15 protein-coding genes are annotated in these 26,477 nt (G+C 52.8%); 3 read left to right on the plus strand and 12 right to left on the minus strand.

All coding sequences use genetic code 11. The annotated features are described in order from the left end of the window. Positions 1 to 225: 225 nt before the first annotated feature. Positions 226 to 804 (plus strand): flavodoxin family protein, encoded by a 579-nt coding sequence (locus F454_RS0111495; RefSeq protein WP_018970807.1) that lies wholly within the window; start codon positions 226 to 228, stop codon positions 802 to 804. An 85-nt stretch (positions 805 to 889) separates the two neighbouring features. Further along, on the plus strand, positions 890 to 1,951 hold the full coding sequence (gene lgt / locus F454_RS15895) for a prolipoprotein diacylglyceryl transferase (protein ID WP_018970808.1): 1,062 nt from the start codon (positions 890 to 892) through the stop codon (positions 1,949 to 1,951). A gap of 239 nt (positions 1,952 to 2,190) precedes the next feature. Here the strand turns inward: lgt and F454_RS0111505 are convergent, their stop codons facing one another. Next, on the minus strand, positions 2,191 to 9,708 hold the full coding sequence (locus F454_RS0111505) for a sialate O-acetylesterase (RefSeq protein ID WP_083912999.1): 7,518 nt from the start codon (positions 9,706 to 9,708) through the stop codon (positions 2,191 to 2,193). A 270-nt stretch (positions 9,709 to 9,978) separates the two neighbouring features. Here F454_RS0111505 and F454_RS0111510 point away from each other — a divergent pair, with 270 nt between their 5' ends. Next, positions 9,979 to 12,177, plus strand: a complete 2,199-nt coding sequence (locus F454_RS0111510; protein ID WP_169334389.1) for a beta/alpha barrel domain-containing protein — start codon at positions 9,979 to 9,981, stop codon at positions 12,175 to 12,177. Between the two features lie 29 nt (positions 12,178 to 12,206). Here the strand turns inward: F454_RS0111510 and F454_RS0111515 are convergent, their stop codons facing one another. The 11 genes from F454_RS0111515 to F454_RS0111570 form a co-directional block, all read right to left on the minus strand. Continuing rightward, a complete protein-coding gene (locus F454_RS0111515; RefSeq protein ID WP_018970811.1) occupies positions 12,207 to 12,677 on the minus strand; it encodes a nuclear transport factor 2 family protein in 471 nt (156 codons plus the stop codon). Positions 12,678 to 12,775: 98 nt separating this feature from the next. Then, complete coding sequence (cynS, locus tag F454_RS0111520; RefSeq protein WP_018970812.1) at positions 12,776 to 13,222, minus strand: cyanase; 447 nt, start codon at positions 13,220 to 13,222, stop codon at positions 12,776 to 12,778. Positions 13,223 to 13,755: 533 nt separating this feature from the next. Further along, positions 13,756 to 14,583: a formate/nitrite transporter family protein gene (locus F454_RS0111530; RefSeq protein WP_018970814.1), complete on the minus strand. Its 828-nt coding sequence runs from the start codon at positions 14,581 to 14,583 to the stop codon at positions 13,756 to 13,758. Between the two features lie 282 nt (positions 14,584 to 14,865). After that, on the minus strand, positions 14,866 to 17,049 hold the full coding sequence (locus F454_RS0111535; protein WP_018970815.1) for a ComEC/Rec2 family competence protein: 2,184 nt from the start codon (positions 17,047 to 17,049) through the stop codon (positions 14,866 to 14,868). 1 nt (position 17,050) lies between these two features. After that, positions 17,051 to 17,647 carry a tetratricopeptide repeat protein gene (locus tag F454_RS0111540; RefSeq protein WP_018970816.1) on the minus strand — a complete coding sequence of 199 codons (597 nt, stop codon included), beginning with the start codon at positions 17,645 to 17,647 and terminating at the stop codon, positions 17,051 to 17,053. Positions 17,648 to 17,860: 213 nt separating this feature from the next. Beyond that, positions 17,861 to 18,439, minus strand: a complete 579-nt coding sequence (locus F454_RS0111545) for a pseudouridine synthase (RefSeq protein WP_018970817.1) — start codon at positions 18,437 to 18,439, stop codon at positions 17,861 to 17,863. A gap of 8 nt (positions 18,440 to 18,447) precedes the next feature. Beyond that, the gene (locus F454_RS0111550; protein ID WP_018970818.1) at positions 18,448 to 19,482 is read right to left on the minus strand and encodes a hypothetical protein; all 1,035 of its coding nucleotides are present in this window, start codon (positions 19,480 to 19,482) and stop codon (positions 18,448 to 18,450) included. 115 nt (positions 19,483 to 19,597) lie between these two features. Next, positions 19,598 to 20,266, minus strand: coding sequence for a response regulator (locus tag F454_RS0111555; protein WP_033367934.1), 669 nt, complete (start codon positions 20,264 to 20,266; stop codon positions 19,598 to 19,600). A gap of 9 nt (positions 20,267 to 20,275) precedes the next feature. Continuing rightward, a complete protein-coding gene (locus tag F454_RS0111560) occupies positions 20,276 to 22,270 on the minus strand; it encodes a histidine kinase (protein ID WP_018970820.1) in 1,995 nt (664 codons plus the stop codon). A 79-nt stretch (positions 22,271 to 22,349) separates the two neighbouring features. Next, complete coding sequence (locus F454_RS0111565; protein WP_018970821.1) at positions 22,350 to 23,738, minus strand: sulfatase-like hydrolase/transferase; 1,389 nt, start codon at positions 23,736 to 23,738, stop codon at positions 22,350 to 22,352. Next, positions 23,735 to 26,179, minus strand: a complete 2,445-nt coding sequence (locus F454_RS0111570) for a hypothetical protein (RefSeq protein ID WP_018970822.1) — start codon at positions 26,177 to 26,179, stop codon at positions 23,735 to 23,737. Before F454_RS0111570 ends, F454_RS0111565 begins: the two co-directional genes overlap by 4 nt. Positions 26,180 to 26,477 lie beyond the last annotated feature (298 nt).

Raw genomic sequence — 26,477 nt, forward strand, 5'->3', positions numbered from 1 at the left:
CGAAGAGGAATTGTCGGTCGACGACACGCGAGACACAGTGGTAGATGGCGGGCCTGAGTTCTTTACCGACCCAAGGCGCTAGGGTTCTAGGGGAGGACATAGAGCAGATTGTAACACGGGAAGCCCTGTGGCATCAACGATCCTCTCAATTTAGTCTGTCTAAAAAGAAAAAGAAAAAGAAAAAACCAAATTGTCTAAATACGAAAAACCTCATTACATCATCCTATGGGAAACATACTCGTACTTTTTCAGAGCAATACAGGTAATACCGCAAAGATGGCGGAGCTTGTCGCCGAAGGCGCTGGACGCGTGCCCGACATTGAACTGCGGCTAAAAAGCATCAAGGAGGCGGATGTCGAAGACTTGAAATGGTGCGACGGTATCGCGCTTGGGGCTCCAACCAACTTTGGCACCGTTCCTTGGGAAATGAAGAAGTGGTGGGACGATCTGGTCGATAAGAACATCTGGCCTTATATGGATGGTAAGATCGGCTGCTCTTTTTCTAGCGCAGGAGCTATCGGCGGTGGCCAGGAACTGAACTGCATGACCTTGAATGTCATTCTGATGAACTTCGGCTTCCTCGTCTTTGGCATCACCGACTACACGGGGCCGGGCATCTCGGCGCACTACGGTGCGGTGCAGCAGGGAGAACCACGTAGCGATGGCGAGAAGGAAGCCTGCGCCCGCCTGGGCCAGCGCCTCGCCGAGTGGGTGTCGACCTACATTGACCAGAACACCGCCTCCCACCCACTGAAGCAAAACTACAAAAGGCTACCGGATGAGTTCAAGCAGCGGAAAAGCTGAAGTGACTACCACACTCATCATTGTTGATAGCTGATTCCTGATCCGCTGCCTCGACATCTGCTTTGGATTATTCTAGCAAGTAATCGTGATTGCAACCTACATCCACGACCTCAATCCAGTGATTCTTGAAATCACTGACACGCTCAAGCTTCGCTGGTATGGTCTCGCTTATTTACTCGCCTTTGTCTGTGGCTATTTGTTACTGAAGTTTTTAGGGGATCGCAAGCTTTGGGTTCTGCCAGGCAAGGTGGCTGGTGACTTCATTGCTTATGCGGCGATCTTTGGAGTCTTTTTGGGCGGGCGCATCGGCTCGGTGGTATTCTACAACTGGGATAGCTTTGTAGCAGATCCGCTATCGATCTTGCGCGTGTGGGATGGCGGGATGGCGAGTCACGGCGGGATATTGGGTTTGATGATATTCACCTTTATCTATGCGAAGAAGCATCACCTTTCATGGACGGGCTTAGGTGACGGGCTTTGTGTGGTGGCCCCGCTGGGTATCATGTTTGGTCGCATTGCGAATTTTATCAATGGCGAGCTCTACGGTCGCATTGATCGGAGCTTCCACTGGGCGATGAAGTTTCCGAATACTCTGTGGGACTCCAACATGGTGGAATCCAAAAGTGCTGGGCTTAGCCAGCAGGTGGCAGCACATGCTGACGCTGGGGGTGAGTACGCGGTATTTTACCAGCAATTGCTCGATAGTTACGATCATTACATCGAGGGTGCTTATGCCGAAGGCAGCCCAGAGCACCTCGCCTTCCTCGAGCTGAACCAGCAGAAGGTCGAAATGCTCAACCAGGCAATCCGCGAAAATGAAGTGGTTCGTGAAGCGGTAGGCAACTACCTAGAGCCTCGTTATCCTTCCCAGCTCTTTCAGGCAGCGCTTGAAGGTCTGGCACTCTTCGCCATCCTTTTCACTCTGCGTATCACCTGGCGCAAGGCTCCGCACGGTGCTCTTACTGGCCTGTTCTTTATCCTCTACGCCATTTTTCGCATCAGTATGGAACAATTCCGCGAGCCAGAGATCTCTGGGATACGCTTTCTGGGTGGTAGCTGGACGATGGGACAGTTCCTCTCACTATTCATGATCGCTATCGGTGTGGGCTTTCTCATCCGTGCCTTCACGCGCAAGGAAAAGGTATGAGCCTCACGCACGCCATCCTCATCCTGAGGTGATCCATAGCTCACGGGCTTGCTGAGGCGCAGTGCCTAGCAGGGTCATTCTGGCGCTGGTGCCTACGCTGGTAGCGGCTGCCCTCCTGCATCTGAATTGCTGGCAGAGCGCCATTCTCTACGGCAGCATTGGAGTGGCTCTATCAAGCCACAAAAAAGGGACCCAGTACGCTGAGTCCCTTGGAAGTTTGTCTGGTCTGCTGTGTCTCGCTAGTTTTGCTCTACGGCAACTCGCAGGAAGAGATCATCCACCTCGACGCTTGACACCGTGGTGACGGTAGTGACGCCTCCCGAGGAGATGGTGCTAGCGTTGACCGTTGGGCCGCCATCTGGGCCATCCACGCCGTCTGCAGCGTACCAGTTCACCAGGTCAGGTGACCACTCGTAGCTTCCGCTGATTCCTGTTGGGAGATCGGAGTTGTGTGGGTGGGTGAAAGAGCTAGTGGTACCATCGGTGCTAAGGTTCTCAATACCCACGCTGTTGCTGGATGGGTCCGTACCGAAGTATGCTTCTACGATATTCGGGATGTTATCACCATCAGCATCGTCCTCTGGATCTAGCTGGTCAGCCGGTAGGTTCAGAGTTGGATCCTTTGCCCAGTAATCATAGCTTTCTGTGAGGTCGAGCGCCTCAATGGCATTGAACCATTGCTGAGCCATGGTGTCGTAGCCTGCACCGTCTACCGCGTCATTCCAAGGATGGTTGAAGTCATTGGAGTGTCTGCCTGTCGCAGGGGCTGAGGTGTAGTCACTCGGGTTCGTGAGGAACATGGAGTACATGTCCACGGTGCTTACCTTGTAACCATTGGCGGCGTAGGTTGGCACCAGAGTGTCACGAATGTAGACGTTGTAGTTGTACAAATCTGTGTTCTTCGATTGCTTGCTGTTGGGGTCACCGTTGCTGTAGTCACCATCGTAAGGAATGATCTGCGCCACGATGACGTGTGCATCTGGCTTGAGGGTCACGATCTCATTCACCAAAGTATTGAGCGTATCCGGGCTCGCAGAGCTGATGCCATTGATACCAATCTTGAGCAAGATCACATCGGGGTCTGACTGTGAAAGCCAGCCTGAGATCGCTCCGATCGGTGCGCCGCCACCAGCCTGGTGGTAGCCTTGATCGAGATCGCGCAAGTCAAAGCCTGGCTTGTAGCTATCACCAATCGTTGGGTTCGTTCCGAGGGTTGTTCCGTATGGTTGGTCAGAGGCTCCCACGTACTGGAATACATAGCCCGCATCGTTGAGCAAGTTGTAGAGGTGCCCTCGATAACCGAAGTTGAACGGATCACCAGTGAGATCATCGGTGTAGCCCACGGTGATCGAGTCACCGATACAGAGGATCTTGATCGGCTCTTCACCGCGTGTCTTGAAGGTCCAAGTAGCGTTGTTGGCGATGCCACCATAGTTGTTGCCTGATCGATCCGTCACGACGGATGAATCCAGCTGAACAGCATAACGTGTGTTCTCAAGCAGCTCCACACTTGGCTCAATCACTAGCTGGGATGCTTCGATAGTATCTATGGAAACTTGAGCATCCGGAAGGCTAATGACTGTTTGCGCATTGGTGTCGAGGTTGACAATCGTCACGTTACCCGAGCCGAGCTCGATAGCTTCGTCAAATGTTGCCACGAGCTTCGTCTTGGTGGAAATATTCGAACGGTAGCTGCTCTCGATGCTTGTGTCTGGAAGCATGCTTGTGATGGCCGGAGCCGTAGGAGTGGACTCAGCTGCGGAGTCTGATCCGAAGACGTCAATCTCACGCCACTGGAAGCTCCCACTATTCACGATGTTCGTCACCGAATTTGCAGTAAATCGGATGCGTTCAATCCCTGCGGCTAGCGTGCCACTCGGATCGTTCACAGTCACCTTGGAAGCACCTACTGTGATCGTATCAAATTCTTGGCAATCCACGGTCGCAAGAAGTTCCCAATCACCACCTACAGGCTTCACATCGACAGTCCAACCTTGATTGTTGAACCCGGCGCCAGCCCAGGCTGCGATCGACTGGATCGAGGTGATGTCATAGCCGGTACCATTCGCACCATAGCCCAAACGGTATTCAGCAATGGCACCCACCACTGTCGAAGCCGCAATGACGGCTCCTGGATCGTTGCTGTCGTAGGTTGCACCATGGACACCGTCGTTGAGTGCCTGAGGATTGATATACTTGAGGAATGGATCTGGATAGAGGTGACCCGGCTGCGAAGGAGTCAGTCCGTGAAGCAAGTCGCTCGCACTGACATCCGCCGTGTACTCGAGCTCGGTAGTACTGGACACACAGGTGATCTGTGGGCCACTCGCTGGGGCAATGCTGGAAGTGATCACCATATTGTCGACAGCCGCACCATAGAAGACATTCTCATCGAGATCTACAGAACTCACATCATCATAATCTACAGCATCTGCTGTGAAACGAAGCCCGAGGTTATTGCCTGCTTCTGAAGAACCTGCAGTGTAGGAGAGAGTGCGCGTTTCCGCGTTGTTGTAGTCACTCACCGCGGCAAACACCTCACTCGCCAACACCGTGGTGGTGTCCACATCATAGAGCTCTACTGTCAGAGCTCGTGCACCGACAGCGGTGTTTTTAGGCTGGTATTGTAGGAAACTCAGCGCATAGGTCGTGCCATTGGCCATGCTCACACCTGTGTCTGCCGAAGCCACCTGGCTACGACCCAGTGAACCATAGTATCTACCGCCAATGAAGGGCCCAGGGTTGTCGTTGTCTACGATGTTGTTGATGCTGCTGCTCGCCACACTGTTGGTGACGCTCACATCGAGCGTGAGACCAGTGGAGGTGAAGGACGTACCAGCCCAACCAACTGAAAACGCAGCATCTGACCAAGCGAACGCACCCGGTGATGAGGACTCAAAGTCCTCCGCAAATTCCTGTGTGGGTGTCGACTCAGTGGATGCGCCGAAGACATCAACCTCACGCCACACAAAACTGCCGTTGTTCGATGAACCCGCCACGCTCGCTGTGGTGAAGCGGATTGCCTCGATACCTGACACGAGGTCGCCAGAATCGCCAGTCAAGGTCACCTTGGTAGCTCCTACCCCACCAGATTCAGTGATCGGCTGATAGTTCACAGTCTCGAGAGTTTCCCAAGTGCCACCCACTGGCTTGACTTCAACTGTCCATGCTTGGTTGTTGAATGGATCAACGTAGGCTGCGATCGATTGGATCGATGAAACATCATAGCCTAGGCCATAGTCGCCGGTACCGAGATTGAACTCAGCCACTGCTCCTACAGTGCCCCAAGCACCCTCCACCACATTGCCTGCCGTGAAGAAGTTACGCCCATGGATGCCATCGTTGATTTGGCTGAGGCCAGAGTTCCAGCCAGTGCCGGTGGCCGTGAGGCCATGGAGTAGGTCTGTGGTGCTCACATCTGCCTCATACGCGAGTTCATCTGTGTCGGAGTAGGCACCCGTGACCGTATTGTCTGAACTAGTTCCCTGGTAGATGTTCAAGAAGGCAGTTGCCATTCTCTCACCTAAGGTCACGGTGCTTGGTCCATCAAAGTGGAGGGTGTCGTACAAGGTAAGGTCGGTGGTGAGAGCAATGCCCACCTTTTCATCAGCAGCCGCCACTGCGATCTGCGCGTCAGCCACCACACCAAGGGGGGCTTCATAGCCTGAGAAGACACGGCCGATCTCACCAATCACGAATGGCAGCTCTGCACCGTACTTTGTGCGGATGTCTGCGATAAAGTCAGTGAGGCGTACCTGGTATTCAGTCGCACGAGTGGCGTCCAAGCCATCGCTTTCACCCTGCATCCATAGCATCCCTGCGATCTCTGGCTCATAACCCGCCGCCTCTAGGGCAGCCAAGCCATCGCTGACCGTGGTCTGGAAATTGGTGTAACTAGCACCCTCAAGATACCCACCAGATCCGTTGTCTACGAACCACGCGCCATAAAGTGAGGTGCCATTTTCACCGTGCTTGATGATGGCCACCCTCTCGCCACTCAGAGTTTCAGCCACATCGTAGCCAAAGCTGACCTCAGGACCAAAGTAATCTGGGGTGCCCGGTGTGAGACCACCACTACCGCGGCGCAAGGTCGTGAGAGCTGGGCTGCTCACCTGATCGTGGAAGTAAAATGGAATTTCACTCTGCGGGTTGAAGAGGTCTTTAGGGCTCGTTGGCAGGGTGTAAACGACCGATGGTGCGTTCGAAATCGCCCCGTTGCCATTGGCTTGACCCACGGAGTTCGATTGCCCACCCAAAAGGATGACCTTGATCGGAGTCGTGGTGCCACCGCCGCCACCATCACTCGTGGTTGAGGTGCCAAAGACATCAAGCTCGCGCCAGATGAAGGCGCCTGAATTGGATGTACCAGTCACGCTGGCTGAGGTGAAGCGTACTGCTTCAATGCCTGTGGCAATCGCAGTACCATTGTTCGCGAGCACCGCCTTCGTAGATCCAGCTGCGTCACCCAATGGCTGGTAATCAACGGTGTCGAGTGTCGACCATGCGCCACCCAGCGCCTTGACTTCGACTGTCCACGCCTGGTTGCTAAATCCACCACCACTCCATGAGACAATCGATTGGATCGAAGTAAGGTCATAGCCTAGGCCATTGTCACCACTCCCAAGATCAAAGGTCGCAGAAGAACCGACAGCGGCCCAAGCACCTTCAATTTGACTTCCCGCATCGGCGTAGGTTCTACCGTGGGCACCATCGTTCAAATAGTTGAGACCGAGGATCCAACCTGATGATGCCGTTGGAGTGAGTCCATTGATCAAGTCAGTCGCACTCGCGTCATCTGAATAAGCCAGCTCTGAAGCGTCATTCACTTCAGCACTGGTGGTCGGAGCATCGCTGGCTGTCGACTCACCAATCACATCAAGCTCGCGCCAGATGAAGGCGCCTGCGTTAGCACTTCCAGTCACGCTTGCACTGGTGAAACGAATCCCTTCAATCCCTGAAGCGAGGTTGCCGCTGCTGGCAGCAAGTACCACCTTCGTAGCCCCTGCGGTGTTTAAGGTGTTTGGCTGATAGTCTACCGTGTCAAGAGTCGTCCAAGTGCCGCCAACAGGCTTCACTTCCACGGTCCATGCCTGGTTACTAAATCCATCGCCACTCCAAGCTGCGAACGACTGAATGCTGCTGATATCATAACCCAGGCCATTGTCACCAGTGCCGAGATCAAACTCAGCGGTGGATCCCACACTTGCCCAGGCACCTTCAACTTGGCTACCTGCCACAGTAAAGTTACGGCCATAATCACCATCATTGAGTAAATTCAACCCCAGTGTCCAACCCGAGGAAGCCACAGGAGTGAGGCCTTCAATCAAATCAGAATCACTTTCCTGACCGTCAAAAGCTAGCTCGTCCGTCGAAAATTCTTCGCTGCCGCCGCTCGGCGTACCGCCGCCGCCAACCGCGATCTCCACGGAAGCAAAATCGGCACCACCAGAGGCGTCTTTCGCCATCACAACAAATTTGTTGGTACCAGAATCACCAGCTGCAGGTGTGCCAGTAAGCGCACCACTGGATGCCACACTGAGCCATGCTGGGCCAGCAATCTTGGTGTAGCTGATCGCAGCAGCTTCTGGATCAGTGGCATCGCCAGCCAAGGTGTCAGAATATGCTGCATCTACGCTTGCTCCCGCTTTAGTCATCTCTTTCGAGCTAAAGGCTGGAGCCTCATTTGAGTTGGTAAGGTAGAAACCACCGGTCCAACGCATGTTGGAAATCACGGGCAAATCACCATTCCAGCCAGTTGCTGACATTTGGAATAGGACAATCGAATCCCAGTCAGTTAGAGTGCTGAAGTTCGTTTGATTGACCATCTCATTCATGGCGATGCTGACGGACGTTGTTCCCGCAGTGGGGAGTGAAACGGTCTTACGGTAGTTTGTGCTACCAGTTCCCCAGCCATCATAGCCATTGAAGTTTACAGTATTGCCGGTGCCTGTGGTGGTCACATCAAACTGAAGCACACCATTCAGTGGGCCAGTGTAACGTAGGTCTGAGAGCTTGAAGGTACCGATGTCGATAGTGCCTGGCCCAAGATTGCTGTAGTCGTGCCAATCAGCATAATCATCCGCAAAGTCGTCTACGACACGGCTGCGTGCGACATCTGGCACAATGCCATTGAGTGTCAGTTCATTCACCCCATTGTCTTCAGCATTGGAGAACTGAACTTCGGAGGAAATACTGTACTCGGCTGATGTACTGAAAAACCCAATGTCTACCGCAGTATCGGCATCGTAGGTCACTTCTGCATAGGCAACCAATGGGTAGCTCGTATCATTGACCGGGCAGGCCGCCTGCCAAACTCCTGGAGAAGTTTCAACTGCTACTGCCTTATGCCAGTAGCGTTCGAGCGGGAAATACTCATAACCGTAATACACATCCACTGACTTCAGCGTGTTGCCAGCAGTCGCTTGGTCCGGAGTCACGGTGAATACCGGAACACCACTCGCGTGAGTCAAATCAAGGGATGAAGTCGGCTCGGATGGGAAGGTGAAATCTTCTTGAAGATGCTCCTTCATCCACAGCACACTGGCAGTCGTCGATTTGGTATTGAGACGGTGATTTGCATGCGGTGTGGTCTGCATCAAGCCCTTCACATTGTTGGGCAACAAGTTGATCGAGCGCGGGGTCGCATCGAATGGCGCGTTGAAATCATTCGTACCATTCATGAACAATGATGGCACTTGAATGAGTGGCCAGTATGCCTCCTGACTGATCGTGCACTTGTACCATTCTAGGTTATCTTCATCCCCCACTGCTGGGCTCAAGCCAAGCTCAGGAAGCTGCCATAGATAGAGCGCTTTGCTTGGGTAATCTAGACCGTAATAATCTTCGTAGTCGTATGCCGTGCCGCCAACAGAAGGGATAATGGTAGTCACACGTGGGTCGGTACCAGTCACCGTGGTAGTAATGCCTCCCATACTAAAGCCCATCACACCAATCTTGGTGGAATCGACTTCTGCCTGCTGCGTTAAAAACGAAATCGCACGACGCGCTGCGTAGGAATTCAGCACAAAGCTACCATTCATCGGGTGAGGCGCGTGCTGGAATAGGGTAGCACCATCAGTAAAGGTCTTTTCGTCGACAGCTTCCGTAGCTGAGTGAACCGCATTGATCACCGGATCGGTCACATTGTAGGCGGTGCCCTGCGTAATGTCGCGAGCAAATCCTGCTGAAAGACCGTCCCAATCCGTGTTATTATAATTGGCTCCAGCCACTCCAAGAGATAAGCCATCAGTTAGAGTAACAAACTCCATGGCACCAGTTCCGGCATTATAATTGAGGGTTGTCCCAAGGTCTTTGGCACCCCAGTTGATGGAAATGACTGCGTAGCCGCGAGCCGCCCAAAGGAAGGTGTCCAATGCACCTGGCACCTGGCCACCACCATGAATATTGACAATCGCTGGAACCTTATTCACCGAGCTCGCGTCACTAGGATATGCGTAAAATGCAGAAATCTTAGGCGACACAGTCTTGCTTGAACCATCAGCATTCGTCCCCGTCAATGTACCTAAATCATAGCGGATTGTCTTGATCGTCACTTCGGGGTAACCAGCGTAGTTGATCGTACCTGTGTTGTAGGTCGTCGCATTCAATGCGTCGTTTTCAATCGCGGTCTGGAGCGCACTCCATAGCTCTGAAGGGTCTTCTGGGTAGCCAGCCCCATTGCTGAAATCAGCGCGTAGAATTTGCGTACACAAGGACACGCAGAGTAGTAAAATGGCAATTGGGGACAATCTATTCATAGTAAACAATAATTTCACTAATTATAGCGCAGGCATTCCCAATTGCATCAATTTAAAAACCACCCTTAATATTTAGTAGTATAAAAATACTAAAGTAAACATACTACCTAACCTAACATTTTATCATCCTTGAGATGGAAAAAGCCTAATTTTCAGCGGCTCTCTGGGGCACCCATATGCTCGACAGAAATATGGTTTGCAATGTCTCGCTTAGGGCACAATGATAGACCCACCATTGCTCTCATTGGAGACTTAGAATCCTCTAGTTTTATGACATCAAAGCCCACCCCAAAACTCACCAACCTCACCATGCGTGATGGCCAACAATCGACTTTAGATGCTAGCGACTGGCTCTTTGAGTCCTACAATTATGCTCGCGTGATTCGCGCCTCCAGAAAAGCAGGATTCGACGGAGCAGAAGTCTCGGGCGGGCAGAGCTTTCAAATCGCGATCAGCCGAGGCTACAATCCCTTCGTAGTCGTAGGCGCGGTCGGGCATGCCTTATGTCACGAAAATGACAACTCGCCATTTGAGCTACAAATGCTCATTCGCGGGGCCAATGCTCTCGGTTTTAGACATTACGATAAAGATCTGATCGAAATCACCCTCAAAGAATTCATCAAACACGGCATCACCAAGATCCGTTGTTTTGATGCACTCAATGACATCCAGAACCTCGAATTACCCACCTCACTGCAAGGGACTGAAGGAGTCACTTTCGAAGGCGCAGTTTGCTTCACCCATTATGCCGACCACCCTGAACGCTATAGTGATGCATACTACTGCAACTACGCTAAAGCACTCGTGGACGCTGGCTACAATGCCATCGCAATCAAGGATATGTCTGGCCAGCTCACTGCCCAGCGCATCCATCGCCTGGTGCCCGCGCTGCTTGAGGTCCTCGCGCCTCAGGGAATCCCCCTCACACTTCACTGCCACTCCACCAATGCCACCCTCTCGAGACAAGCGATCAGTGCCGCGACTGAATACAAGGTGCATGCAATCGAGACTGTAGAAGGTGTCCTCGCTGGAGGCTCGGCGCACCACGACCTAGCCTCGGTAGCACCACAGCTGATTCAAGACCAAAGCTCATACAACGAACTCACCCGTCTCACCGAGCGACTCTGGGGCAATGCGCCGGTGCGCCGCGATCAAGACATCCCACAGGAGTTGAAAGACAAACTATGTGCTGCCGGCGTCCCAGGAGGCGCCATGCCCTTCGTCATTCGTGACCTCCACATGCAAGAGCCAGCAATCCGCGCCAAATTCTCCGCAGCAAAGCACATCGATCAACCGGATTCCTTTCACTCCATCGTCGAGGTATTCATCAGAGAGCTCAAGCGCGTCTGCGTCGATGCTGGGCTCCCGCTACTCGTGACCCCCACCGCAGACATTTGTTGTAAACAAGCGATCATGAACCTCGCCATGGGTGCTGCGCCATACGAGGACTCTCTTGCACAGCGCTACCTCAACCGCAGCGGCCAACCGAATCCCGACCCCCGCTACGCCAAGCTCATTCTCGGTCATTACGGAGAGCTCAAAGCATACGATGAAGCAAACATGGTGCACGGCCCGAGCGATGAAGTCATCAAATTCTTCGAAGCGAATAATGCGCTCCAACTGAAGCAAGTAGAACACCATCCCTCGCAAAATCCGGGTGGCGACGACCTCAGCTCAGCGCAGCACTCCGCTTGGCAGCTGATCCAGAAAAAGGGTGCCAAGGCGCTCTCATTTGCCAGCTTTGACCAGCTCACGATCCTCTATGGCCAAAAACCCGCCACCGCTCAGCAAGGCGAAGACCCGATTGCCAATGCTGTGGAAACATACTACAAACGCGCCGAACTCGCGAAAATCGATGGCCGCGGTCGTACCTTCCCAGACTATGAAGCACTGATGAGCCCGATACTGAACTGTCTCGGCGCTATGTTCGCGCTCAATCCCAGCCTCGACGCTCACGTGATCCCGAAGATGGCACTGAGCGAGCTCGGCAACAACCTCTGCAATCGACTCTTTGATATTTATATCGATCTGCCGATCTGGGCCCAGGTCACAGTCCTCAACAACCACCTCTCAAAGCTGCTCTCCTCCGCCAACACCTCTGATGAGCTCAAGGCTGCAGTGCTCCACGTGGCGGGCTCACTCAAAGCACTCGACCTTCGCCCACACCGCCGCGGCACCGAGGACCTCCCTACCGCTTTAGCGAATTTCAAACAAATCACGATTGTCGAGCTCTTCAATAGCCTCGCGATCATCAATAGCTTCATCAATGATGTGGCAAAATACGCCACCAACCCAAAAGCATACGCCGAGCGCGTATTGAACATCCAAGATATCAGCACCCTCTCTGCACCAGAGAACGCTGGACTCACACTCAATGAGTGGGAAAGCAATATCCAGCAGAGCCTTGCAGGAAAATACCTCCAGCTCGAGGCCGACCTATTGCGCCGCGCCGAGCAGTGGAAAGCCTAGGCGCCTGAGCACTCGGGGCGCCCCACTACTTAAAGGCCGAGCTCAGATAATCCCGGAAAATCATCAGGGCGGACCGCACCATCCCAAAGGAATTTGCGGTCTGCAGCATCGATCTTTACATCATTGATGCTGGCGTGACGTTCAGCCATCAGACCAAGCGCGTCGAACTGCCAATTTTCATTGCCGTAGGAGCGGTACCATTGGCCCTGGTCGTCACGCCATTCATAGGCGAAGCGTACCGCAATCCGATTCCCTTCAAAGGCCCAAACCTCCTTGATCAACTTGTATTCATGCTCCCTCGCCCACTTCCGCTCTAGGAAGCCAACGATTTCTTCGCGCCCCTTGATAAATTCCGAGCGATTGCGCCAAGCACTCTCTGGCGTGTAAGCCATGGAGACCTTTTGCGGGTCACGATTGTTCCATGCATTCTCAGCCATCCTCGCCTTCTGTGCAGCAGTTTCCGCATCATAGGGCGGGAATGGCGGTTTTGATTCATCCATTGTTTTCTTGGTTTCTCGTTCAATAAAAAAAGGCTGGTAGCCCTCGGGGACCGTGCCTCCCCAAAGGAACTACCAACCTATTCTCATCCACAAAGCGACTACCACTTTTTGTAAGGGAGGAATTTCCCGTTCAAAGTAACCACCACACGGTCACCTTTCGGGTCTTCTTGCTTGGCAATGTCACAAGTGAAATCAATGGCGCTCATGATGCCGTCGCCAAATTGTTCGTGAATGCATTCCTTGATCGCCCCACCATACACATAGGCAATCTCATAAAAACGGTAAATCAATGGGTCTTTCGAGACGAGATCCGTGTCCGTCGCCTTCATCGGGCAAACCGTCAGCGCCTGAACCACCTCGTCACCTAAATCCAGAAAGCTAGCAAGCTTAGAAGCATCCTCCAGAATCAGGCTATTCTGCCCGAGACACACTGAGGAAACAAATACATCTGAGAGGCCAACTGCATCACCAATCTCTTTCCAAGTCACGCCCTTGGCTAACTTGGCTTCGAAGATTGCGTCTGTCATTTCTAATTTAGTCATCATTTTTTATTTATAGTACAAATTTATTATTATTTTGAATCATCCAAAACACCCATCAAGATTCATTGACCTAGAAAAAAAACTGCTGAATGATCACTGAATTGCGTTTAGTGAAAAAACTTTTTCATCATATGGATTGGCATCTTTGAGAAGACAAGAGCAGCCCAAAGGGCAAAGCCAATCATGATGCAAAAGGATACGGAAACTTGATGAGATGTTGAGGCAAAGAAGCCAAACAACTTACTTATTCTAAGGGAAGTAGAACCCATAGGACCTACACATTCATCAGCACTGTGACGATCTACTTCCATGTACGGATACTTATATTTAACATCAGCCATAACAATTAATCCTTTCACTACCATTGAATAGCAACGCGCGTGCCGATTCAATAACTCCCTATATTATATTTTTCATCAAACTCATGAATAACACATTCGTAGAACACTGATCCTAAATGATCTAGGACAATAAAAAGCGGCCCACCTCGTGAGATGGACCGCTCTGCATCGAGCAATAGATTCGATAGTAAAATATTATTCAGCAGCAGCCTCTGCCTTCTTCGCCTTGTAGTGCGTGAGGTAAATTGGAAGACCCACGAGGAAGAAACCACCGATGAAGTTACCAATGACTGTTGGAATTTCATTCCAGAGGAAGAAGTCACCGAGTGTGAAGTCAGCACCCATAGTCATTGCGAATGGGAACAGGAACATATTCACCACAGCGTGCTCGAATACCATGAAGAAGAAGCACATGATAGGTGCCCACATGCAGAAGAATTTGCCAATCGTTGATTGAGCATACATGGAACCGATCACTCCCATAGAAACCATCCAGTTACAAAGGATACCTCGTACAAGACAGGTGAACCACCCCATCATACCCCACTTCTCAAAGCCGAGCGTTCTGCCTTCACCCACCTTCGCTAGAAGCTTGTGGAACGCTGGGAAGATCTCTGATGTCTCACCAGAGTACCCGAAGCGAACACTGAAAGAAGCAAGGAATACAACCATTAAGGCACCCACGAAGTTGGAGCAGAACACCAAGCCCCAGTTGCGGAATACCTTTGCCCAAGTAGCACCTGGGTTCTTGTTGATGACCGGTAGAGGCGCCAAGGTGAAGACACCCGTGATCAAGTCAAACTTCATCATGTTCAACATGATGAAACCAATCGGGAACAGAATCGCTCCAAAGATAAGGCTACCCGTCTTGGTAATCACCGTGAGGGCGAAAAACGCGGCCAAAGTCAACAGCGCGCCTGCGCCAATACCGCGAATGATCGTATCTTTTGTGGACATGTTGAGCTTTTCCTCACCTGCCTCGATCATTTTTTTTGCCAATTCTGATGGTTGTAAATAATCCATAATTCTCGTTTTTTAGTAGTTACTGTAATTTTTCGTTTTCGTCTTGAGTAGGTTCACCGGAAAATTTGATTCATGCTCAACCTCAAAATTGATTCATCATTTACTATACTAACAATATCAACAATGAGGTAGATTCATTGAACCAATGCATTCGGAAAATACATCATAAACACATGCAAACTTCAGCACTTGTTATGCCAATCATTATATTCAACTGATATATGAAGAACTCCTAGAAATGAGTAACTTTCATGGCCACAAAAGTCCACGGAAAGATGAATCTCACTCATCAGTGTGCAGCGCACCCATCTCCCAGCCGGACTCAAGCGCATGCAGCATCCAAGCCCCCTGTTTGGAGAGGATGTGCTGGGACACCCCCTCTAGGCTCTCCATGGCTTGAGGAGTGACAATGAGCTTAGGCTCCATACTGCGCAACCATGACGCACTGGGCTCAGGGTCTCTGCGGTGTTTACCCAGCACCAAAACATCAGCTCTGAGCTTCGGGTAGCGTTTGAGTATGCGTTGGTGAGCACGAAAGCCACTGTCGCCAAGCACCAACACACGGAGCTCACGCCACCGAAGCATCAGCACGAGACAGGCATCATCCGCTATCGCGGCATCAGCACTACCCGCGTCTATCACTTCTACACTTGCATCCGGGCCGACTGGCAGCACTTGCCCCGGATGCAATGCTACTGGGTCCAGCCCCTGATCTGTGAGGCTACTCAGAGCATGGTGATAAGACTTACTCCTGAAGTGGCCCTCTGGGGTGGCAGCTTGCTTGAGTCTCCATTCTGTCGCGAGCTCTGCGACACCCCCACAATGCTGACTATCCGCATGGGTAAGGATGAGACTATCGATAGGCGCTCCATAAGACACCAGAGAAGGGCGCACACAGCGGCGATAGCTATAACTGCTTCCCGTATCAATCAAACAGCCACCCCCTAGGCTCCAATAAGCTGCCGCCCCATCGTAAGGGAGCGCGTAAACCACCAAGCGCTCGCCACGCTGCCACGGTTTCGCGCTCCAATGCCCAGCAGGCAACTCTGCCATCTGCCTCACCCAAGCATAACCACAATCCGCCACTGCGCCACTCAGACTATTCAGCTGAGTGGCAAGCACCGGCCAAAAGAGCCCAAGCAGCACCGTCGCCATGGCATTAGCAAGCAGGAAATACAGCATCAGCACCAATGGGATACTGGTGAGCATCGAAACAGGGGTGGCCAGCTGAAAGTAGTGCAATGACAGCGGAGTAGCCCCGATCAATGCACAAGCTGAAATACTCAATGTACCTTGCAAGCCACGCCTCAGCCTCAGCCCCAGATGCTGCCTAGGGCCCATCAAACGATAAGGCATGAACGGGTCATGGTAGGAAACCCATGCAAAGGCACGCTGCGTCCATTCCGAACACAGAGCAATGGCGACCAACACGATAAAAGACAACTGAAAGCCCACTTGAAAGAGCGCGTGGGTGTCACTCAGCACAATACACAGCGCACTCGCGGCGATGCTGTTCATCAACACCACACGGCGGTTCACCAAAATCCCTAGCAACAAAACCGCCCCCATACACGCCGCGCGCATCGCTGGAGGGCGCATCCCAGTGACCATCGCATAGGCGAACATCGCCCCAATGGCCCCGAGCACCCAGACCCTTGGCCCCCCTCCGACGAAACGCAATAGCAAAGCCACCAATGACCCCACCATCATCACATGCAGGCCACTCACCGCAAAGACATGCATGGCCCCACTGAGCCTGAAATGCTTGCTCATGGGGTCGTCATGGGCGGGCTTCTGCCCGAGCACCATCGCGGGCAAAATCACTGCAGCATCCTCACTCACCCCGTCACTCAAAATCCCCGCCACCTTAGCTCTAGCGCGCAAGGCCCAATCCTTCAACTGAGTCCGCGCCCTCCAGTACATCGAGACGCGAGCATCCCCACGGTATTCATAGTGCACCACGCGAAGCTCGGCCACCACCCCCTGGCGCCGCAACCAGGATTCTTGGTCAAACTCAGCCGGGTTAAGCGCAGGCTTCAAGGGATGCACTGCACCGTGGACATACAAGCAATCCCCAATATGCCTTGGGCCGGCACCATCCTCAAAGTAGGCACGCCACCTCACAGAAGGCGTCTCAGATTCCAATAGCCGCAACGTGACTTGACCGTAGCGGCCGATATCTACCACCTGAACTTCACCCCTCCACCACTGGCCAAGCCCCTCGGCAAAGGCATCACGCTCAAGCAACTTGGCCCGATGGATCCCTAGACCCAGCCATGCGACAAACAAAGTAACCAGCAGAACATGCCGTCGGCTCATCGCGCCCAGAACAAACGCAGAGGCAGCTATAGCAGTGCTCAACAGCACATGCTTCTCAGCAAAAAGAATTGCCGAAGCTAATGCCAGACTAACGGGCAGAAGCGGCACCTTCAGTGCGAATCGCTTCAGTCCGTTGACCCCCCTCATCCTACTGCAGTGCTTCTAACTCTTGCAAGCGGTCTGTAGCCTGCGCGGCGTAATGCGAATTCGGAAATAAACGAACGACTCGGCGAAACTCTTCCACTGCCCCATCGCGGTCATTGGCTTCCTCAGCTAGAATAGCCGCGATACTGACGCGAAAAAAAGCATCACTGTCGTCATCCCAATCGTAGCCATGCAAAGCCTCCCGCATCGTAGCCACCCCACCCTCGCTGTCCTTGAGGTTGTGCATCTGGATCTTCGCCATCGTCGACCAGGCCTCGCGGTCGCCAGGATTGGCAGTCACCCGATGACGTAGCTCTTCCAATGCAGCCACAAAGTCGCCCTGAGCTTGGAGCACGCGTACCTGACGCATGTCATCATCCTCAGCACGCATCGGAGCTGCACTGCCGTATATCAAGCTCACCAAGGCATCAGAAATGAGAGGCAGAATAAAAACCACAAAAAGAAGCCCAGCATAGAGGCCCGCAACCGCAAAGCTCGCCAAACGGATGAACACATCGTCATCCGGCACGTGACGAAACACATAGACCAAGGAACCTGCTACCACGCATCCCATCGCTCCATATAATAGTGCCTTGCTCATAGATTCTTTGCTTTCCGTATCATTGATTGCATCGCCTGCTGATGGGGCGTCGCAGACACATTCACCGCATTCTTATCTTCACACAGATTGAAGATCTTTCAAGAACAGCGGGAAATATATTGCCTAAGCTATATGGAATTCTCGCTAACGCTAACAATATAAATATCCAACTACCCTTAAACACTCGTTCTCTTCAGCCGTTAGATCGATGCTTCATTTCGACCAGATCTTCTGAACATCAGCAACATCTAACAACTTCCACCTCCCTGGGGCACTTTCAAGATCGAGGCGATATTTTCCTATACTTATCCGAACCAATCGCAATGTGGGGAAGCCTAGCGTTGCGGTCATGCGACGCACTTGGCGATTCTTCCCTTCTCGCAGCTCCATGAGCAACCATGAAGAGCGAGCCTCTTGAGCGGCATCGATGGGCACCTCCCTGGGCGGGAGTTCAGGCGCCTGCTCTAGCAAGGTAACAGCACAGGGTTTGGTGACATGTTTTCGGATCGTGAGGCCTCCAGCACGCCACTGCCTCAGATCCTGCTCACTCGGCGTCCCGTCCACCTGCACCCAATAGGCGCGTCTGTGAGCGTGCTTAGGGTCGAGCAAACGATGCTCGACCGAGGTGTCGTCGCTGAGCAAGAGGAGCCCCTCAGAATCCATATCGAGCCGCCCAATAGGCGACAATCCTTCCGGCAATCCAATATCCGCTAGGGTACGTTGCTTGGGATAGTCTGGGTTCTTGTTGAACTGACTCAGCACTCCGTAAGGCTTATTGAGAGCGATGATCATGCGATGGTTTAATGATACTTTAGATCCTCGATACCCAAAACATGCGCGATATGCTCCGCCGTCAGAGCGCCCATCGTCTTGCAGTCATCGAAGCGGTCCGTCTTGTGCATCCCGCCCAGCTGTTGCGCCAGCGAGATCACGTTCTCTTCCGGGCACACTTGTGAGCGGTTCATGGTACGCAAAATCGCCGAGAGCCTGCGATGCTCGGCGGTGGCTCGGCGTGCCATTTGAGAGCGTTCCTCCTCGGCATACTGCTTAATGGTCTGGCGGTTCAGCGCATCGAAGCTGAGTCGCGTGATTTGGCGGTTTGAACGGAAATTGTATGCGTGGTAGACCTTTGCCCGGCCTTCGTAGGATTGCTGGTCAAAATCGATTGGTCGCACCCGATACTGCACCTCCTCAAAGTCCGGCGTGATATCAACCACGTAGTTCACGGATCGCATGTCTCCGAGTAAGCGGATGAAGCAACGCTCATTAAACTTCGAAAATTCCTTGGAGATACGCACTCGGTTCAACTCTGGATTGTTCAAATAATCTTCGGAAAACACATCACCTGGAACCCCCGCAATGTGATCCTCAATCAAGGTGTCGCCATTGACCAAATAATTCATCCGATTCGGCGAAAGAATGTGCTCAAGCTCAAGCCCAAACAAACGTGAAGCATCTGCCAACTTCACATAGAAGTAATCGGAGTTGTCGTTAAATTGGTTGGTGATCTTGATCCGGAAAGGACGCGAATTGCCAAATTCACCAAAATCGATACGATCGACTGTGAGGTGTTCATGCACGGGCGTGTCGCCACCGATTTTAAGTGCGGTATAAATGCTGATCAATTGCTCATCGAGCACCGCTTGCTCCTGAGGAGGGTACATTACCGTGAGCCAAAGCGTTTCATTCCCCTGTGGGTCATCGTAGGGGATCGACCCGACAAAGCGCAGCAGATCTTGGTAAATCAATGGGATCTCAGAAACTCTCCCGAAGTGGTAGAGGTATTGCTGCAGCGAAGAGCTGATCGGATAGTGGACTTTACGTTGGAATATCATGGCTGCGGTTGGCACACATCGAGGATGGTCTCAGAATTAAAGCAAATCTGCCCCATTGGCGAGCCTACAAAAGCGCGCGTATGGGGCAGACAAAAACATGTGTTGCAAGGAAGCTCTAGCCCTTGTCGTCCAGTGTGAGCAAGCCTAGCTTGAAGGCTTTGGCAATTGCCGAAGGCGCGTTTTTCACGTCGAGCTTGGCGTAGATGTTGCACACGTGGGTCACCACGGTACTCACGCTGATGTTCAAACGCTCCGCAATCTCCTTCTTGACGAGCCCGTCTGCCAACAAAGCAAGCGTCTGAATCTCACGATCCGTGAGCATCGACTCCATCTGCTGCTGAGGAAGCTTAGACTTCAAAGTGGTCATCACAAACTTGGCCACCTTGGCATCGAGTGAGGCCCCACCCTTCATGACCATGCGAATCCCTTCGGTGAGCTGCTTCACCGTCGAGGCTTTGAGGAGGTAGCCTGAAGCTCCGAGCATGATCGCTTTGAGTACGTCCGCTTCTTGGTCGGACTGGGTCAGCACGATGATCTTCAAGTCTGACTCCTGCTTGGTGAAATAAGAAATTGCCTCTAGGCCATTCATCCCTGGAAGGTGTAGATCCAAGAGCACCACATCAGGCGCCTCAGCACCCGGATCATCCAGGCTTCTGAGCGCACGCTCAGCAGTACCAAATTGGCTGACAAGTTCCATATCATCCTGGCGGCCAATCGCCAGTTCCACGATTTCGCGGTACTCCGGATGGTCTTCCACCATCATAATTCTAATTGTTTCACTCATGGTAGTATCTTAGCTAAATATTCTTCGTCTTCGTGTAGGTAGTTTCAGGATAATGCGGGTACCGCCCGACTCGGGGTTTTCTGAGCTGACGGTCGCCTTGAGGAGCTTGGCTCTACGTTGCAATGAATGAGGAATATAGTCCTCACCACGATCAGAGCCAATACCATTGTCGGTAACTGTTAATACAACACGTTTTTCATCAGCTACCAGCACAGAATCAAATGTTGTGGCTCCAGAGTGCCTACTAATGTTCACCAAGCACTCTTTGTAGAAGAGGAAAAGGTCAAATCGAACGCTACCTGGCAGGGTGCGTAGATACTGCTCACCCTCCACTTTCAGAGTATAATCGAGCTTCGCCATGATCCGCCGGGCCGCCCTCTCCATGTCGTCTTTGAGGTCTGTGTATAGCTCATCGGCTTCCAGCATATTAATACAATACCGAACCGCCGCTCTGGACCTTTCGGTCTCCGAACGGATTCTGCGATGCAAGGTCGATAGCTCTTCTGGGTCGTCTTCAGTCTCTGATGCTAGGTCGCTCAAAAGGCCAATGGTGTGGATGTTGGCACCGAGCTCATCATGCAAGTCCGCAGCCAGACGCTCGCGAATCTGGGTGACCTGACGCACTCGATTCAAGCGCTCAATCAAAATCGTCACGATGATCCCAGCCCCAAGTAGCACCGCGAGCCAGCCAGTACGGTTTAGGATCTTAGTTTGGCGCGCGTAGCGCAGCTCCAGCTCAGCTTCGATGAGTGGCTTCTCCACCTCTAGCTCATGCCGCCTGGACAACTCCTGCATCCATAAGCGAAGCGGCAGGATGTCGCCATAGAGGTTGCGCCCATCCGTCAGTGCACTGATCGAGCGCACCGGACTATCCACCGGAAAGTCCGCATAGAGCTTCTTGCCCAACGCCACATTTTCTGCACCTGAGAAGACCTCGATCTCAGCAAAACCGATCTGCGTCTTCATCAGTCCACGCCACATTCTGGCGTAGGGCTCCAGCGCGACCACTCGGATGTAACGACAAACTTGTGGTTCAAAATCACGCATGATGATCGGCCCGGATTCATAGAGCGAAGTCATCTGGTACTCCGTAAGGCGATCGAAGGTCTTGAAATCAGGGTCATTCGATCCCTCTACCACTAGCCAACGAGGCATTCCAAAGTCATTGGTAATCACCTGCGGCACTGTGTCACTTAGGTCAAGTGAGTGGATATTGATCCGATCCAACAGGATATCTTCTCCCAAGTCCATCGTGATCACCGGCTCTTTACCGATGCCGATGCGGCTGTTGAAGGCCAGGCTTTGCTCACCGTGCGCTGCATCCATCAAGTATGGTAGGAATCCATCCACCAAAAATCGCTTATCGCGCGCTAGGTCACCATCATCCGCATTCGGAGAGGACACCTCAATAGGGCGCTGGATCGCCACGTTGCGCTCGCCATTGAAGATCAACACTTCAAACAGCTGGAGGATGTACATCCCATCCCACGCGCGCCTTGAGAGCTTGGTGGCCTCGACGCGCACCCAAGTCCCTTCCACCGAACCACAAGGAATGACCACAGGGGCGATACGCGGCAGCAGCTGGTCATCGGCATCAAACGACGCCACCACCGTACCCTCATCGTCTGGGCCATTGCCCACGATGATTTGAAACTCTTCTGGAAAGGCGTCCGCGACGAAGCCTTCTTTGGTATCGCGCCAGATCGAGGGCACGAGCACCACCTCATCCACCTGCTCCAGCTTGCCCATGTCAATCTGGACCCACTCGGTGTTGTCGCTACTTTGATGCGCTATGGTGCGGTAGCCTACCGCTCCTACTCCATTGCGAAAGCTGTAACGCGCGAGCGAGTCGAGCTCTTGCTTCACCTCAACCAGCCGTTGCTCCAGCTCGTGCAGCGATGATGCTTCGACCTTTTCAGAGATCTCGCGCCGAGTTGCCTCAGCCGAGCACAGGCTCAATAAAAAGATGCTGAGGTAGAAAATCTGTCGGACGCATGTGGGCATTTATAGATAACTAACACAGCAAATTTGCTGAATCCAATGCTATTCTCAATAGATTAGAAGGTCGAGGTGCTGGAGCGACTTATTGATCCGCTTTGATGTCCTTGCGGAGCTCAGAGAATGTGGAGCTATCAGGACCATCTGGCAGGCTGGCCTGCCAATCGATGAGCTTCTTGGTGAGACGCTCAAGCACCTCTGGATGCTTCTCTTTGAGGTCTACGTTCTCCTGCACATCTGACGCAATGTCGTAGAGCTCGAAATGCTTCATCACACGATCGGTCACAAGCTTCCAGTTTTGATCCACCACGGCATAGCCGACCCAATGATTGGGGCGACCCTTGGACCCTGGGTAAGCTGGGTTATCCATCTTCCAGAAAAGCGGCTTCTCACGCTTCGCCATCGTAGCCCCCTGAAGCACTTCCACCTGGCTCACGCCATCCGGCTCGTATCCAGCTGGGAACTTCGCACCAGCAAGCTCGATGAAGGTTGGAAGAAGGTCGACTGCAGAGATCAGTGACTGGTCGTCAATACGCCCCGCCTCTACCTTGCCTGGCCAACGCACCAGAAATGGAACGCCAATCCCGCCCTCGAAGAGAGACGCCTTGTAGCCCTTGCGGCCGCCAGTCACGCCCTTAGCAGCAGCAATCCCATAGCCGGATCCAGTCGCTGTGTCGTGCTTGATCCTGAGCGGTTCTTCACCGACAGCACGCGCTGGTCCGTTGTCAGAGGAGAAAACCACCAAGGTATTGTCGGCGATGCCCATGCGGTCAAGCGCGTCCAAGATCTCACCCACGCGATCGTCTGCGTGCGAAAGAACGGAAGCGTAGATGTTATCAGCCTCTGGCAGGTCGCGGAATCTCCAGCGGTACTTCGGCAGCGTGTGGAATGGTGTGTGCGGCTCGTGCATCCAGACATTCACGAAGAATGGTTTCCCAGCCTTGTGGCTCTTCTCCATGAAATTCACCGTGTGCATGGAGTCTTCAAACCACGGCATTTGCTCGCCAGCACAGTTGAAGGCACCGTACTCGTCGTAGCCATACTCACCTGGTACTGGTGAGTCGGGAATCATGTTGTTGGCGAGATGCCACTTGCCGTAGTGAGCCGTGGCGTAACCAGCTTCTTGCAGCATTTTTGGCAAGAGCGGCGCGTCCAAGCTCAACCAATCCGGCATGTTGCGCTTTGCATTACTTGGTACCCAAGCGAAATGACCATCAATACTATAGCGAGCCGGGAAATGCCCGGTCATCACTGCAGCGCGGCTTGGTGAGCAAACACCACTGGCCACAGTGAAACGCTGAAAATCTGCACCTTCTTTAGCCAAACGGTCGATGTTTGGCGTCTTGATGTATGGGTGGCCGTGGCAACTAAGGTCGCCCCAACCCCAATCATCAGTGAAGATAAAAATAATATTGGGTTTCGGCGCAGCCAAGGCTGTCGAAACCGTCATCGCAAGGAGCAGCAAGTATTTCATGGGTGTTTGAATTCTATGTGTATGTTATCTGAGGTTTTCACTTGGGTAGGAATGTTGTAGGTGCGGCTCCAGAGTTGGGTCGCAGGATCATAGTCAGTCTGCCAGAAGTCACTGCCATGCACACTTTGGTCCAATGGCTTGCCATCTACCAAAAGCTCACCTTGGTCAGGTGTTGGCAACGCCATAATAGTGATGGGCAAGTAGCCGATACCACCCTCCAATTGCATGCTAAGGTTGCCCTTGTCGCTCATCACGCGAAGGTCTGGGTGACGGCGTATCAGGCCGCCACGCTCTATGGAGACTTGATAGTTACCACCCATGGCCTCGCGGTATGCGAGTTCCCAAGTATTGGCGCTTTTCTCGAGCGCCGCCTTCAGCTCTTTGTTCGGGCCATAGTACTCATCTGCAGCTTTCGGGAACACCAGGTACTCGACAGTGGCTTCCACATAGTCGCCAGCTTCTAGACGCTTAACATCAGCAGGCGGCACGATATCAAAGGTGGAAAAGTCCATGTCTCTGAGACGAGTGCCGCGCTCAGCAATCCATGCCGGAGCTTCCTTGCCACCCAAGCGAGCTTTCCAAGAACGGATCACCAATCCACGGTTCGCCCAGGGGCTCGGCAGCAATTTACCGCGTTGCTCAGAGTCGTGCATCGACACCCAAGGCACGCGACCCACACACTTGATCGGCTCGCCGCGGTAGACATCGCCACCCCAAGTGGCATCCCACTCACGCTTCAGACCGCCTTCATCACCAAAGGCGAGCTTCTTCTCAGCCGTGTAATTGTAGGTATCTGAACCGATTTGGAAGATCACAAAGCGTGAGAAATCAACTGGCTTGTGCACGTGCATGCGTAGCTTGAAGGTGCCACGCACGATGTCGTCACTGCGGCTAATGCTGGTCGTGGTGGAATGCCAAATCGATTCTTCCAAATTGCCTCCGTAGGTGACCTCAGTGAGGCATGGACCCTGGCGGTGACGCAGCGCCTGCATCGCAGCAGGAACCACACGAGTGCCGTCTGGCTTAAACAATCTAAAGAAGTCGGCACCCCCCACATTGTTGGTCCACTGCCACACCCCGGATCCATCCGGCTTGCTCACCATCAAAGGACGCACATCCGTCACGATTGTGTCCGCCTGAGCCTGGCTTGGTTCGTAGCAAATGCTCTCGCCCCAGGCACCAATGGCACTTTCCTCCCACAGCTGGTTACTGCCCCAGCCGATCAATGATAGCTGCGCGTGCGAAGCCGCTGCCACGCCACCCCAGTGGCCGTAACAAATCGTCAGCTCCAGCTCCTTCTGGCTATTCGCCGGCATGCGCATTTGTGAAACTCCGTGAAACCATTGGTTGCGGTAGATGCCCGCCTCTTCCAAGGTGTGCCAATTCTTGCTCAACTGCACCGGAATCCCCGTTGGATTGCCCTCGGTGTCGCGTAGCATTGCAGAAATACCAGTGACTGGAGCACCAATCGGCTGCGCCATCCCTGTGTTGGTCTTCTCAAAAATCATCCGCACCATCTGCGGCTTGTCGCTCGGGTTCTTCAGCACCACACGCACGCGCTCAATAGCATCATTCTGGGTCGCCCCCTCAAAGCTAGGCACGATTGGCTTCACCTTATCCAAATCCACTCGATAACTCGCTAAGGATTGGTCGTAGCGCACCTTGCGCTCCTGCCCCGTAGCGATTTCGTTGGCGAGAAGCTGCACTTCGGTCTGCGGCTGCTTCACCAACATCTTCGCTGGGTCAAAGTTTAGACTCACTTGCTTCCACCCTTTTGAGTACACTGGATCAGCATTCTCCGGAGCCGTATCGGTTTGGATTAAGCCCTGCTGGTTGCCCAGCTGGATTTTCAGATCCAAGTCCTTGTATGCACCAACTGGCTTCACCGCCAACACGAAAGTCAATCGATCCGGCCAAGCCACCGTCTCAAAACGCGATTCAGTCTTCAACACCTCGCCATCAGCTGCGACAAACTCCAAATCAGTCACATCGGCACGCTGGAGCAACTTGCCAGAAACGATCACGCGAGGTCCCTCAAAACGCGACCACTTGCCACCTTTGGCACAGACATAGGTCTTGCCATCCACCACTGCCTGCAGCTTTAGCTCGGCCGGCTGAAATTGAGTCGCTGGTCCATCCACGTGGTGGTAAATGTTGTAGCCCCTCTCACTCGGCGCACCCGCTAGATGCACCACCTCAAGCGTCTCAGTATTCAGATAAAACGAATAATGGCCGGTGCGAATACAACGAACCCATGGCGCATTCTCAATCAAACCTGGAAAGCCTTCCGCCCACCACATGGAGGTGAAATCAGAATTCACAGGCATGAGCCTAGAAAGCGGTGCATCCACCATCTCGCCTGCCGCCGGAGCTGAAGCATCCTCAGCATGCGTTGACACCAAACCTGATAATAGAAGGAATAAACTGAATCGAAGTTTCATAATATTTGTGAATAACCGTGCCTAGATCATGAGACACAGAAAGCGAATGTTAGGTGACGCGCCCTTCACGGTAATCCTCATTTTATACGAGGAAAACCACAAGAAATATCAAAATCTTTTAGGAAATTCTCAGATCACTTCATAATCACCCAATAAAGTAACAAACACTCAAGTGAGCCTAGTACCAACAGCTAGCCCCTAAAGCCAGGTCTAACGCGCTTCATGAAGCAGCAAAACCTAACAGGTGGACATCACTAAGCTCCCCCCTTGAACAAGGAGGGTCTATGAAACAATTGGA

It is taken from the genome of Rubritalea marina DSM 17716, assembly GCF_000378105.1.
Classification (GTDB): Bacteria; Verrucomicrobiota; Verrucomicrobiia; order Verrucomicrobiales; family Akkermansiaceae; genus Rubritalea; species Rubritalea marina.